Origin of the sequence: Neobacillus citreus, assembly GCF_018343545.2 — a bacterium.
Taxonomy (GTDB): domain Bacteria; phylum Bacillota; class Bacilli; order Bacillales; family Cytobacillaceae; genus Neobacillus; species Neobacillus citreus.
The window spans coordinates 19,817-32,292 of record NZ_JAGYPE020000065.1 but is presented as its reverse complement, the minus strand read 5'-3'; the positions used below and the strand labels follow the sequence as shown (position 1 = coordinate 32,292).

Below are 12,476 nucleotides of genomic sequence, written 5' to 3'. Positions count from 1 at the left end.
TTTGCTCTTACGAGTAATAATCCAACAAAAAGGCATCCGAATGGGCTCATTCGAATGCCTTTTGTCTACAATCTGAACCTGCGATAGCAGGCTTTTTAGTAAACTTATTTGTCAAAGACAAGTACATAGGTTTTCCGGTCATTGTCGTTATAGGTGACGACTACGGAAATAATTGTTTTATTATCATTGTCAAGCTGGACTGTTTTGTTAGTTCCGCCTTCAATTTTTATTGAGGCTCCTTGAGATGCGGCGGCTGGGTGAATCGTCACGGCTGTTGTATCACTTGGTACAGCAATATGGTATGTATACTCATCAGAAGTAAACGAACTATCCCATGTGCCTTCGGAGACCGTTAAAGCAGACAATTTAGCCTTGCTCACCGTTTGCGTTGTTCCGCTCATAGACTGTGTGGAAGATTGAGAAGCAGTATTTGCATTTGTATTGGTACGTGTAAGGCTTGACTGAAAACCGGAATTACCGCTGCTCAAAATGGTTGCTTGAGCAACATTGCCTGCAGCCTGGTTTGACGGATTTGCAGCAGCGGCCGGAGTTACCGGTTCAACCTTTGCGGACCTGGTTACATGAACTTTATAGGTAGTTTCTGCATGATTGGCATCATAGATGATAATCTGAAAAATATTTTCACCAGACTGAAGTGAAAAAACAGCAGGTGTCCCTCTAAGAACAGATTGACCATTAATGGTGATGGCAGAGGCTGATTCATTCCCTTCTACCAGCATCTTAATAGTTTCAACTTCATTTACAACGGAAGCGGAGTATTCTTTTACATCTGCTGAGAACTCCTTGTCGAGCTTTACTCCGTCGATTTCAAGTTTTGTCAATGCACTTGCCGTCTGGGGCTGTTGAGTTGTTTCAGTCGCTTCTGCATACACAACAGGTGTAAAATGGACCAAACTCATACCGGCAATAGCGGTAACAAGAAATAAATTTATACTTCTTTTAAGCCCTGTACTTAACATAAGCTGCTAATCCCCCTGTCTACTATCTGATTGATAGTGGATTTTGGACTAACATACCATGCCAAGCTTAAGATTACCTTAACTTTTACAAACTGCGAATTTCTTGTTTAATCGATATCGATGCACCTATTAAACAGATTTAACTTCCACAAGCTTTTCCGAAATAGCCTCCGCCATTTCTTTCACCGCTTCTGGGAGTGCGGTCTCCAGCTTCGAGTTCAGCGCTCCGGCCATCTTCCCAATAACGTTCACTTCAAGAAAGCCAGTTAATCTTGTTTTTTTTACGTTTATTGCCTTTGCTTCGAAAAATCCTTCGCCAGAATATTTTTCACTTTTGCCTTTTAAGGCAAAGCTGACTCTTATTGGTTCTTTCCATTCATTAATATCAATTATTAAACTGATTTTCTTCTTCATTATGCCAATATCGCTTTTAAACTCCCATGTGGACCTATGCTCATTTAGCTTTTCGTGTTGAATATAGTTCGGCACAAGCGGTGCCCAATTGTCCATATCCTTTACAAAGTCCCAAATCACATCAATTGGCAAATCCAGTTCGACCTGATGCATTCCGCTAGGCATAATCTCCCTCTCCCCTTCAAAGTAAAAGACCTTCAGTCGTGTGAAGGCCTTTTGTTAAAGATATATGTTAAGAAAGGTTTAATTAGAAGAATTAAACTTGAGTTTCCCTAAGGAATTCTTGAATGCGCTCTGCCGCCTCAGAGAGCCGTTTCGAAGGCTGAACCAAGGCAATCCGGACATAGCCTTCACCAAGCTTTCCAAACGCATCTCCAGGAATAACCGCAACTCCTTTACTGTCAATCAGTTCAAAGGCAAAGCGACGGGATGTCCATCCTGATGGGATTTTTGCCCAGACAAACATTGTCGCCGGAGATTTTGCCGCCTGCCACCCGCCTTTTGAAAGGCCTGATATCAATGCATCACGCCGTTTCTCGTATTCTCTCACTTGTGATTGCAAAAATGAGAAATCCGAAGTCAAAGCAGTTATGGCTGCTTTTTGGATTGGATAAAACACACCATAATCGATATGAGATTTTAAAGAAGCCAGGATGGCAAGTGCTTGTTCATTCCCGACCGCATAGCCAATCCGGCAGCCTGCCATATTAAATGTTTTGGAAAGTGAATTAAACTCAATCCCAACCTCCTTTGCTCCCGGAATCGACATGAAACTAATTTGCGGATTGTTATCAAAAATTAACTCAGAATAGGCAAAATCATGCAAAACTAGGATTTCATGCTTTTTGGCAAAACGGATCACCTCTTGGAAAAAGCTTCTGTCAGCGAGAGCGGTAACCGGATTACCTGGATAACTGATAATCATCAATTTGGTTTTCTCTAGAACCTTTGCAGGAATTTCATCTAGTTGAGGGAGAAACCTGTTTTCCTCCAATAACGGCATTGGATAAATATTTCCGCCAGCAATCGTCACACTTGCCTCATAGATTGGATATCCAGGGTCAGGTACCAGAACATAATCGCCAGGGTTAATAACCGCCATCGCTAAATGAGCAAGTCCATCCTGCGAACCCATTAGCTGAATAACCTCAGATGCCGGATTAAGTTCTACATCGTAACGCTGTTTATAAAAATAACTAACGGCTTCATTAAATTCAGGAATCCCTTTTAAAGTGTAGCCATATTTACTTCGGTCCATTGCCGCTTCTGCTAATGCCTCGACTACAAACGCTGGCGGTGCAAAATCCGGGCTTCCGACACTCAAATCGATGACATCAATTCCATTTTTTAATGCCTTTTGCTTTTGATCGGCCACCTTTTGAAAAATACTCGATGACATTTTTTGAAGTTTCTCGGATGCAACGATATTCATAGAATTCCCCTCATTCTTTATTTATTCGAAATTTTTCGCAAAATAATATTTTTATATATTTTAACATATTTTTTGGTAATTAAGGCCATACCTCGTCAAGTATGTCCCTAAATAGTTCATCCAGTATTGGGGAAATATCCTGTTTCGGAAAAGACGTTTTCTTTGCGTAATCCTCAATTCGATTTATTTCATTCTCCAAAAATTCATTAATAATAAAAACCTTTGGCTCAAGGTTAAGTTCATCGCCCCGTATTTTCCTATCAAGCAAAGTATTGATTTCATTTTTAAGAGGGCCGTCCATAATAAGGTCCGCCACTAATGCCTGGAATTCAATAGGCGGGACACTATTATATTTTTCAATCCATTTACAGGCTAAAACCGGCCTCAGCACATAAAAGTATTTCTTAATTTTCACTTCATCTGCTTGAAGATAGTCACGGTAATTCCCTTTGGCCATATTCAGGTAATGATAAAGGGCCGACTGAGGCCGGAACACCTGGTTTTGGATTGCCTTCATTTTATCTACTAAAGAATAGGCCTGATAATATACAATTCCCGAATGTAGCCATTCCATTAGGGGCGGGTTTGATTTTTTAAAAAGCCTGAGTGCTTTACGAAGCTCCCATCCATTTATATCCAAGAGATTATTTATTGGCAGTTCTATAACATCCCGCTTTTCTTCAATGGAAAGATACCATTCTTTTTTGGGGACATAAATAAACCTAACATCATAGTCGCTGTCTTTTGAAGGAAATCCCCATGCCCTGCTGCCTGACTCAACAGCATAGCAAATTTTAACGGCATATTGCTCTTCGATTTTTTTTAATTCCTCGATAATTTTCTCTTTCACTACTAACCGCCCCCGATTCCTTTTCTTTATCATACAAAAAAAGGGTTCAGGGTCCAAATGAAATTCTCGTCAGAACGGCCAAGAAGCCCTATCCGTATTGGATAGGGCTTCTTTTTTAAAGTTTTGTCATAATAGATAGTAGGTTGTTCGGAACTAGCTAATTTTCTTCAGTTCTTCTGTCAATTGAAGAAATAATTCCTTGTTACCGTCTTGTAACGTTTGGTCGATTTCCTTCCGGATCTTCTCCCTTTTAAATTCAAGCAGGGCGTTGTTTAAAAACATCTCAGCAAGGACAGAATCAGTGTTTTCATCCGAATGTTGCGGGGAATTAAGTAACTTCTTTTCCATGGAAATCAACTCCTTGAGCTTTTTTTTATTATACAGTTAGTTTTCTAAAAATTCAAACACTTTATTTTGGAAATTTTAAAAAATTTAGGAATTAAAAAAGGAGTTATTTAAATTTATTGTTGTATGGATTAATAAAAGGGGGAATATTAATTTCATCTATTTTTGTTAATTGGGAGGAAGGATGATGGAGCAGAATGTTGTAGCAGGGTATAAGCCGCTAAATAACATTAATGTTTATTATGAATTTTATCCTAATCCAAACGCAGAAAGGACCTTCGTTTTATTGCACGGTTTTCTTTCTTCCACCTTCACCTATCGTCATTTAATTTCGTTATTAAAGAATGAGTATCAGGTGTTATCTATTGATCTTCCCCCTTTTGGGAAAAGTGCAAAATGCAGCCGATATATCTACTCCTATAAAAATTTAGCCGATACCGTCATACAGCTTATCGAATCACTGGGCTTAAAAAAAATGACTTTCATCGGCCATTCTATGGGTGGACAAATTGTCTTAAATATTCTTCACCTAAAACAGGAGCTTGCCGACAAGGCTATTTTACTCTGCAGCTCAGCCTATTTAAAACGCGCGAAACTTCCGCTCATTCTTACCAGCTACCTGCCTTACTTTCATCGCTTCGTAAAGTATTGGTTTGCCAGAACCGGGGTAGAGAAAAACCTTCAGGAGGCCCTTTATAACCATTCCATTATTAATGAAGAGATGATAAATGGCTATCTGCAGCCCTTTTTACAGGATGAAATATTTGTTGCCTTAACACGGATGATTCGCGATCGCGAAGGCGATCTTCCACCGGAAATTTTAAAACAAATCAAAACACCTTGCTTATTAATCTGGGGTGACCAGGACAAATCAGTGCCTTTAAAAATTGGAGAGAAATTGAACAAGGACCTAGCAAACTCGGAATTGATTATCTTAAAAGAAACCGGCCATGCTCTGCCAGAGGAACGTCCCATGGAAGTATTCGAATATATAAAAAACTACATTGGCAAATTCCAAACAAATGCATCCAGCTGAAAAACTTATGAACATTATGCAAATAAACCCGCCAGGTTTGCGATACTGGCGGGTAATTCCTTATTTATATCGGTTATCTGCATTTTGGTATTTTTCATCATGAAGATGATCAATAAACTCATTGGAGATTTCCCCCAAATGAATCATTTGTTCTCCTTGGTTAATTGTTTCTCCAGTTTGGAAATATGACCCTGGAATTGTAAAGTCAATTAATGGTTCACCTGCAATACTGGATATACCGATATACAAATTATCAGGTGCATCCTTCATTTTTAGCAGTTCTTTTAAGGAGATATTCTGATTGTTGACTTTAAATTGAACCTTGATTTCATAAGTGTCAATGGTTTCAGTGAGTATTTGCACCAATTCATCCTGCTGTTCTTCGGTAAGGTCGGTGGTATCATCAAGACCTACAAATTTTTCCAAAAGGGAGTCGTACAAATCCATTTGGTCCAACTGATATTTGTTTTTCTCTTCTACCTGCCCAAGATAATTAAAAAACTTTTCAGACTCTTCTTCAGTAATCCCAATTTCGTTTAATTCACTTTCTATATCAGCCATATACTCATCATGATTGACATAAAAGTCTAATGCAGAATCCAAATCCTCTATGAACTTATACTCCCCCAGAGAATCACCAAAATGATTCAACAAATCATCCATTTCTTTCTGGGAAAGATGATACTTCGTTAATAGTTCCTGCAAATTTTGTTCATTGATAGGTGTTCCGAGGAACTCACGAAGTTCATCAATTGAAGCAAATTCATCCATGGGAATTTCATAAAAGTCAAGGTAATCCTGAAGTTCTTGCTTCGTCCAACCAATTTCCTGCAAATACTGGTTTAGTTCTGAATCTGATGGCGCTGCAGATACAAAAGGAACACTAAACAAAAACATGAACAGGATGAAGGAAAAGCTAATGATCCTCTTTAAATTCAATTTATTTCCCTCCTCAGAACATTGTTCAATATTAATGTTCCCTATGTAAAAAAGTTAAGAAATGAAAATTATTGGCTGATTTGGTTAAATTAAAAATTGCAAAAAAAAGATGCCTCATATCGGCACCCGTTTCGATTAATAAAAACAAGCAAGCTGGAAAACCTATTTAAACCAGCCTTTTTCCTTTGATTGGGTTATGGCTTCAATCCGGTTTTTTACCTCCAGTTTATCGAGAATAATGGAGATGTAATTCCGGACCGTCCCTGTTTTGATACTAAGCTCTTCCGCTATTTCTTTTGTGTTTTTGCCGTCTGCTACCAGTTCTAATACCTCACGTTCCCGGTCTGTTAATGGATTTTCTTCGGCGTACACATCATCCATTAATTCTGGCGCATAAATTCGTCTTCCTGCCACAACACTTCGGATGGAACTTGCCAATTCTTCACTTGGGCTATCCTTTAAAAGATATCCACTTACCCCTGCCTTTAAAGCCCGCTGAAAATACCCTGATCGGGCAAAGGTTGTCAAAATGATCACCTTGCAGCTTAGACACTTAATTTCCTCTGCGGCCTCAAGTCCGCTTTTGCCGGGCATCTCAATATCCATTATACAAACATCAGGACTTAGATTCTTGACAAGAGTAACAGCATCTTCTCCGTTGGTGGCCTTCCCGACTACCTCCATGTCCTCTTCCAAATTAAGTAATGACCCAAAAGCTCCGAGAAGCATTTGTTGATCTTCGGCGATGACAATCCTAATCATTTCCAACTCTCCTATCCTGGCGAGGTTTTAAGTCTACTGGGACTTTAATAATTATAGCAGTACCATTGCTTGTCAATAGCTCTAAACTGCCGTTGATAAATTCCAGCCTTTCCTGCATCCCTCTTAAACCATGGCCATCAGAAATTTTCCCCTTGGCAGTTTTAAATGAACCATTATCATGTATCGTCATCACGACTTCTTTCTGCGTTTGATCAATAGAGATTAAACAACTGCTAGCCCCGCTGTGTTTCACAACATTATTAATCGCTTCTTTTAAGCACATGCTTAAAATATTCTCAGTAAATGGCGTGACATTTGTTAAAATAAATTCTCCTCTGCATTCCAGATTGATTTGAGCCGCTGCAAGCATTTGTTTAATACGCTGAATTTCATCCTTTAAACGAATTCCCCGCATGGAGGAAACCATTTTTCTTACTTCACTTAATGCAGTTCGGGCCGTAGCTTGAACATCTTTTAGTTCGTTTCGGGCTTGATCGGGGTCCTTCGAGATTAATTTTCTTGCTAAATCAGACTTTAGCCCAATCATGGAAAGTTTTTGCCCCAGTGTATCATGAAGGTCGCGGGCAATCCGTTCCCTCTCCTCGAGTTTAATCAGTTCAGAAATCCGTTTGTTGGCATCCTCGAGTTTTTCTTCAAGCTGCCCTCTCTCCTTGCGGTTATGAATACTAAATGGAAGGAGAATGACGCTAATCCAAATAATGATGACAAATGGGAGTTGCTGCAAAAACAATTTTTCATGGATGACAATGCTGTAATTGATGGAAGCGGAAGTACTTAGCAAATGGATAAAGTACAATGTAAAGAAAGCAACCCGATCCTTGATATTTCCTAGATAGTAAGCAAGAAAAAAAGCGAAATATACATAGCTGAAAAGGCTGGTTGCCGTTATGGAAATCGCAATCAAAATCATTGTCCAAACATATACAAGCCAGCCTTTGGAAATAAAGGCAATCCGATAGAAAATAAAGAACGCCAATGTCAGCGCAATCCCAACAACGATTTGCAGTGTTGTTGGAGCCTGAAAAATAAAATAAAATGGCAAAATACAAAGAACAGTCCAAATATACGGTGCAATCCCGTTCGCTTTTTGGAATGTCAGTAAACTCTTTAGCATAGCTGAACCTCTTTTTTTCCTGAAATCCTTTACTTTCTATCATAGCCGAAAACGATTAAATTTTCCTCTTTATACTCTTTATTTTATGAAAACAAAACAGCTTTAAAGCCCATGAATAAAAAATAAAAACACGGCTATCCAAATGGACAGCCGTGTTTCAAATCATTATTTTGCATTTACAAATACTTTTACACTTTCTTCAAGGCGGTTAAGCACTTGTTGATGGCTTTTTCTTGCTGCTTTTACATAACCATCTGTAACTTGCTGCCAGCTGCCTCTGCGCGCTCTTGAGTACTCAACATATTTTTCACTATTCTCAATAAAACTATTTTCGGTGCGAGCAACCAAATCAAGTCCCGCAGCGATCGGAGCAGCCACCAATTGTTCAATCCTGCCATTTACTTCTTCAATTTGTTCTTTTAATTCTGGGCGAACAACTTTTTTTGCTTCTTCTTTTACAAGTCCGTTGGAAACACCCTTGACTAATTCACTATTGGTGTTTCTAAAAGTACGGTATAGATTTCCAAGCGAAAATCTGAATTCTTGATTAAACTTTACTACCTCTTTAACTGCATTTAAGTAAGCATCTTCCCTGCTTTCACGAATCTTTCTGGCACGGTCTAAGGATTGTTCATATTGATTCCAAAGTGTGTCAACTAATTGGTTGGTCTGAAGAGATTCTTCAGCTTGGCCATTTTTCTTTGTTGTGCTCATATTTCTTCCTCCTTTTTCATTATAAGTCCAATCGCTTAAAGCTGGCATTTTCTTTATGTAATTTCATTGCTAGTCTATATATGTAATTTACACCTATGTGTTATATTTTGTCAACACCGATTATATAATAAAATAATCAGAATATTGTAAATGTATATATTATAGAAATGAAGGAAACAAAGGTTATTAAAAATCACAGGGAGGAATGCAATTTGCGTAATTTTTTTAAAGTCACCCACGAAATTCCTTATTTACGACTCGGTGCCGGTGAGCCTTTAGTTTTTATTCATGGACTTGGGGAGGTAAAAGAAGGTTGGTTACATCAGTTTGAATTAGCAGATCAATATGACTTAATTATTCCTGATTTACGAGGACACGGTGAATATCAAAAGCCTGGTGAGATTTCAATAAAAAACTTCGCAGCCGATTGTATAAGTCTTATTAAAGGGCTAGGCTTTGAAAGCGCCCACATTTGCGGTTTATCCATGGGCGGCATGGTTGCACAAGAGATTTACCGTCAGGCACCAGAAGTGTGCCGTTCCTTAATGCTGGTCAGCACGTTCCATTATGCCCCGAAAAATTTCGGGAAATTATTTTTAGCCTATAGAAAGGCACGGGCAGAAAATAAGTCTCCAGACATTACAAGAGAAACTGCAGCAAAGGTTTGCCTGTATACTTGGTCGGATGAGAATTTTGAGCAATTTTACGAATTTTACCGTCCGAACAAGGAATATTATTTTAAAGCCATGGAAGCGTGTCTTAAGGTCAATAATTTAACACTCCTTCCAAAAATCGAGGTGCCGACCCTTATTATTGGCGGACAATATGATTCCGTAACACCTGTCTGGATTCAATATTTAATGCATAAACAAATCCGCCACTCCGAGTTTGTCGTTTTTAGAAATACCGGCCATGTTGCTAAACTTGAAGCAAAAGACGCGTTTAATGAAGTGCTTCGCAATTTTTTGAATAAACACCAGGCTGCAAGTTAAGGGGAAGGAAGTTATTCCTTCCTCTTTTATGCAACACTATTTACTATATATGTCCTTGTACCTTACTTTATTCCTACTTCTTTATTATAGAGGATTGGAACGGCTGGATGCCCATTGATCTACAATTTTGCCAAATAATCCAGAAAGCGCCAGGCCTACATGCCCCGTTTCAACAACCACATACGTTTTATCCTCGCTGGAAACTAGGTCCATGATTGGTTTACTTTGATCTTCCAAGATTAAATGGTCTCTAGAACCAGAAATAACATATAAGTTGGCTTTAATATTTTTTAAGTCCGCCTTTTTATTGCCAATAACCAACTCACCCTTTACCAGTTTATTTTCTTTAAAAAGGTCATTGGATAATTGACGGTAGGCTTCTCCTGCAAATGGAACCTGATCAACTGTCCATTTGTTCATCCGCTGCCATTTATCAACATAACGCTGGTCATGTGCCCTTGAAAGCAGCATTGTGTAGTTAGTAAAATAAACAGGTGCTTGCATTGCCCTGAACATGCCTTCGACCATTTTAGGCGGGATGTTGCCATAAACATCTATAAAGCTGTCTATGTTAATATCACCGTTTCTAATGCCTTCTGTCCATTTATCCGGACCAATAGCCGGTTGGAAATCAATTGGCACAGTTGCAACGATTAAATTTTTAATCGGCTCATCAGCAATTGACGCATAAATGGAAGCAATCGTTCCGCCCAGGCAATAACCGACAACGGTAATTTCATCCGCTCCGGAATGGCGGATTGCACGCTTGACCGCAGTTCTTAAATACTTGTCGATATAAGTATCGAGACCAATTTTTTTGTCCTCGTAGCCTGGTGCACCCCAATCTAACAAATACACCTCATAGCCTAAATTTGTGAGACCCTCGATCACGCTGGTCTTGGGAGCAACATCTAAAATATATGGCTTATTAAACAAAGAGTAAACAAAAAATAATGGAATTTCATATTTTTTTTGTTTAGCTGGATAATGCCATAAAACCGATTTATTTTTCCGCCATACTTCGTTTCTTGGCGAGTGCCCCATTTTCGGCGCAGGTCCAGTTAATGCTTTAACAACATTCTTCCAACGTGCCGTTTCTTTCTCATAATTCAATTCTGGAATCAAATTCCTAAAAGGTGTCTCTACAGCCACGGTAATGTTTCCCTCCCTTTAAAATTATTTAGATGATCCTGCACTAGAAAACACAGGTTGCTCCGTTTTTTCCTTTTCAATCAGACCCTTAATAGCGTCAAGTTCTTCTTTAAAGTTACTTAACTTCAATAGTTCAAATTTCATTTCCTGAAGTTCGGCGTGCAGGCTCTTTGTATCGGACAGTTCTTTTTTTGACTTAACCAGATCTTGTTTTAGCTGTTTTGTCAGTTTAATGATTTCCTTGGAAACTTCTACGACACTTTCAATCTCTTTACTCTGTGATTTTACAGAATCTTGTAAATCCCAAATTTGCTCTTCAAGAGCCTCCATTTTCTCTTCTGCTTGAATCGTTAAGTTTGCCACATTTGTAACGTCGCTCTTCGTCGGTAAATTTAGGACACTTGCGAAGGCTTCTTGATTTTTTTTCAATTGCTCCAGATAACGGGTTTGCACTTCAGTTCCGAAATTGGACATTTTGACAAACTCATTGTTATTTGTCCACAGGTAGATAAAATCATTGATTTGCTTTTCCCACAAAAGACTTAACTTATGAAAGGATTCATACGGATCATATTTTTTCTCTGACATTAACATTCACCTCGTTATGATTTTGTTGATTCAACCGCGTTTTTCATGAATTTTTGAAAAGGAAAAATGGCTGCTTTTAATTGTTTTGAGAATAAATCAACAAATATTTTTTGATTTTCATATAGTATATTAGTAGTTTTCTTTACACTATCAATATATTTTTCACGTGCTTTTTTCCTGAAAGCCAGATATTGCTCGACGGCATCCAGATACTTGTCTAGTGCCTGACCGCCGGTTAACGCCTTTACCGGAGTTAACAGTAGAGCTGCCGTTTTTTGTTGAATGTCATCCACAACTTTATTGATTTCCTCGTAAGATTTAACAGGGAAGAAATGCTGCAAAGTCGTGGTTGTTACAAGTAATTCTTCACGCGCAGCTTTTTCCCATTCCTTGACTTCACGGTCAAATTGCTCAGTGACCGCTTTTAGATTTTCCTGATTGCGCTTAACGCTTTCTACATAGTTCTTAACCGCTGACAAGAATAGCTCATCGCGCTTATTAAAACGATTAGCCCATGCATCTAATTCATCAAAGCCAATCTTCCAAATCAGCTCAAGGCTTGACAATTGATTTTCAACATTAACCTCAACCTCTAACTCTTTTTCATTTTTCTCAGTCATTGGTTATTCCTCCATTTCGAATTCTATTTGAAATAATCGCTTTAGTTGTATTAATTCCTTTTCAAGCGATGTAAGATTACCTGCTTTTAATTCTTTTTCTTCCGTCCGCAAAACAACCAGCAGTTCTTCCCATGATTGTCGTACCATTTTTAAATGAGTTAAATTTATTTGCTGCCTTTTTTTAAAACTATAGATTGTGTCGTCGAGCAGGTCGATTTTCTCCACACAATCTACCAATCTAATTGAAAGCTCTGCTACTTCATCTTTATTGGGAAGGTCTAATCGTTTTAACCATCTAGTTGTTAACTTTCTGTGAATTTTTAACCGAGCCAAATGGGCATCCATTGCCCTCCCCCATGCTAGGGTAAAGCCCCGGCTATTAGTGAGTTCATGGATTCTTTTATTTATTTTCGCTTCGAGTTCTCTGGAAAAAGCAACTTCGTCCTGGTGCGTGGTTTCCATTTGATTCCCTCTTACTAACCGGTTGGTATGTTTTTCTTAACATATGTACTAATAT

At 38.6% G+C, this 12,476-nt stretch carries 15 protein-coding genes; 2 read left to right on the top strand and 13 right to left on the bottom strand.

Features of this window, described 5'->3' with window-relative positions:
* Positions 1-104: 104 nt before the first annotated feature.
* The 5 genes from KHB02_RS24795 to KHB02_RS24775 all read right to left on the bottom strand — a co-directional run bounded on the left by KHB02_RS24795 (position 105) and on the right by KHB02_RS24775 (position 4,024).
* A complete protein-coding gene (locus KHB02_RS24795; protein WP_213140953.1) occupies positions 105-980 on the bottom strand; it encodes a cadherin-like beta sandwich domain-containing protein in 876 nt (291 codons plus the stop codon).
* A gap of 129 nt (positions 981-1,109) precedes the next feature.
* Entirely contained in the window at positions 1,110-1,559 is a 450-nt protein-coding gene (locus tag KHB02_RS24790) for an SRPBCC family protein (protein WP_213140954.1), read from the bottom strand.
* 91 nt (positions 1,560-1,650) lie between these two features.
* Positions 1,651-2,826: an LL-diaminopimelate aminotransferase gene (locus tag KHB02_RS24785; RefSeq protein WP_213140955.1), complete on the bottom strand. Its 1,176-nt coding sequence runs from the start codon at positions 2,824-2,826 to the stop codon at positions 1,651-1,653.
* A gap of 79 nt (positions 2,827-2,905) precedes the next feature.
* Positions 2,906-3,676: a nucleotidyltransferase domain-containing protein gene (locus KHB02_RS24780; protein WP_213140956.1), complete on the bottom strand. Its 771-nt coding sequence runs from the start codon at positions 3,674-3,676 to the stop codon at positions 2,906-2,908.
* A gap of 153 nt (positions 3,677-3,829) precedes the next feature.
* The gene (locus tag KHB02_RS24775) at positions 3,830-4,024 is read right to left on the bottom strand and encodes an IDEAL domain-containing protein (RefSeq protein ID WP_213140957.1); all 195 of its coding nucleotides are present in this window, start codon (positions 4,022-4,024) and stop codon (positions 3,830-3,832) included.
* A 184-nt stretch (positions 4,025-4,208) separates the two neighbouring features.
* Here KHB02_RS24775 and KHB02_RS24770 point away from each other — a divergent pair, with 184 nt between their 5' ends.
* Complete coding sequence (locus KHB02_RS24770) at positions 4,209-5,057, top strand: alpha/beta fold hydrolase (RefSeq protein ID WP_213141317.1); 849 nt, start codon at positions 4,209-4,211, stop codon at positions 5,055-5,057.
* Positions 5,058-5,117: 60 nt separating this feature from the next.
* Here the strand turns inward: KHB02_RS24770 and KHB02_RS24765 are convergent, their stop codons facing one another.
* The 4 genes from KHB02_RS24765 to KHB02_RS24750 all read right to left on the bottom strand — a co-directional run bounded on the left by KHB02_RS24765 (position 5,118) and on the right by KHB02_RS24750 (position 8,607).
* On the bottom strand, positions 5,118-5,996 hold the full coding sequence (locus tag KHB02_RS24765; RefSeq protein WP_213140958.1) for a processed acidic surface protein: 879 nt from the start codon (positions 5,994-5,996) through the stop codon (positions 5,118-5,120).
* 162 nt (positions 5,997-6,158) lie between these two features.
* Positions 6,159-6,758 carry a response regulator transcription factor gene (locus KHB02_RS24760; protein WP_213140959.1) on the bottom strand — a complete coding sequence of 200 codons (600 nt, stop codon included), beginning with the start codon at positions 6,756-6,758 and terminating at the stop codon, positions 6,159-6,161.
* Positions 6,751-7,893 carry a sensor histidine kinase gene (locus tag KHB02_RS24755; RefSeq protein WP_213140960.1) on the bottom strand — a complete coding sequence of 381 codons (1,143 nt, stop codon included), beginning with the start codon at positions 7,891-7,893 and terminating at the stop codon, positions 6,751-6,753. The genes KHB02_RS24760 and KHB02_RS24755 overlap by 8 nt, the downstream gene beginning before the upstream one ends.
* Before the next feature lie 165 nt (positions 7,894-8,058).
* Positions 8,059-8,607 carry a hypothetical protein gene (locus KHB02_RS24750; RefSeq protein ID WP_213140961.1) on the bottom strand — a complete coding sequence of 183 codons (549 nt, stop codon included), beginning with the start codon at positions 8,605-8,607 and terminating at the stop codon, positions 8,059-8,061.
* Between the two features lie 212 nt (positions 8,608-8,819).
* Between KHB02_RS24750 and KHB02_RS24745 the strand changes: the two genes are divergently transcribed.
* Positions 8,820-9,599 (top strand): alpha/beta fold hydrolase, encoded by a 780-nt coding sequence (locus KHB02_RS24745; RefSeq protein ID WP_213140962.1) that lies wholly within the window; start codon positions 8,820-8,822, stop codon positions 9,597-9,599.
* 84 nt (positions 9,600-9,683) lie between these two features.
* Here KHB02_RS24745 and KHB02_RS24740 read toward each other — a convergent pair whose 3' ends face one another.
* Genes KHB02_RS24740 through KHB02_RS24725 form a run of 4 tightly spaced genes read right to left on the bottom strand, consistent with a single transcriptional unit; the run spans position 9,684 to position 12,421 of the window.
* A complete protein-coding gene (locus tag KHB02_RS24740; protein ID WP_213140963.1) occupies positions 9,684-10,751 on the bottom strand; it encodes an alpha/beta fold hydrolase in 1,068 nt (355 codons plus the stop codon).
* A gap of 24 nt (positions 10,752-10,775) precedes the next feature.
* Positions 10,776-11,339 (bottom strand): polyhydroxyalkanoate biosynthesis repressor PhaR, encoded by a 564-nt coding sequence (locus tag KHB02_RS24735; protein WP_241114071.1) that lies wholly within the window; start codon positions 11,337-11,339, stop codon positions 10,776-10,778.
* A gap of 14 nt (positions 11,340-11,353) precedes the next feature.
* On the bottom strand, positions 11,354-11,959 hold the full coding sequence (locus KHB02_RS24730) for a hypothetical protein (RefSeq protein ID WP_213140965.1): 606 nt from the start codon (positions 11,957-11,959) through the stop codon (positions 11,354-11,356).
* Between the two features lie 3 nt (positions 11,960-11,962).
* On the bottom strand, positions 11,963-12,421 hold the full coding sequence (locus KHB02_RS24725; protein ID WP_213140966.1) for a hypothetical protein: 459 nt from the start codon (positions 12,419-12,421) through the stop codon (positions 11,963-11,965).
* Positions 12,422-12,476: the final 55 nt, after the last annotated feature.

Coding starts and splice junctions, on each gene's coding strand:
- KHB02_RS24770 (WP_213141317.1), top strand. CDS start 4,209: ATGGAGCAGAATGTTGTAGCAGGGTATAAGCCGCTAAATAACATTAAT.
- KHB02_RS24755 (WP_213140960.1), bottom strand. CDS start 7,893: ATGCTAAAGAGTTTACTGACATTCCAAAAAGCGAACGGGATTGCACCG.
- KHB02_RS24760 (WP_213140959.1), bottom strand. CDS start 6,758: ATGATTAGGATTGTCATCGCCGAAGATCAACAAATGCTTCTCGGAGCT.
- KHB02_RS24795 (WP_213140953.1), bottom strand. CDS start 980: ATGTTAAGTACAGGGCTTAAAAGAAGTATAAATTTATTTCTTGTTACC.
- KHB02_RS24775 (WP_213140957.1), bottom strand. CDS start 4,024: ATGGAAAAGAAGTTACTTAATTCCCCGCAACATTCGGATGAAAACACT.
- KHB02_RS24730 (WP_213140965.1), bottom strand. CDS start 11,959: ATGACTGAGAAAAATGAAAAAGAGTTAGAGGTTGAGGTTAATGTTGAA.
- KHB02_RS24785 (WP_213140955.1), bottom strand. CDS start 2,826: ATGAATATCGTTGCATCCGAGAAACTTCAAAAAATGTCATCGAGTATT.
- KHB02_RS24735 (WP_241114071.1), bottom strand. CDS start 11,339: ATGTCAGAGAAAAAATATGATCCGTATGAATCCTTTCATAAGTTAAGT.
- KHB02_RS24725 (WP_213140966.1), bottom strand. CDS start 12,421: ATGGAAACCACGCACCAGGACGAAGTTGCTTTTTCCAGAGAACTCGAA.
- KHB02_RS24750 (WP_213140961.1), bottom strand. CDS start 8,607: ATGAGCACAACAAAGAAAAATGGCCAAGCTGAAGAATCTCTTCAGACC.
- KHB02_RS24790 (WP_213140954.1), bottom strand. CDS start 1,559: ATGCCTAGCGGAATGCATCAGGTCGAACTGGATTTGCCAATTGATGTG.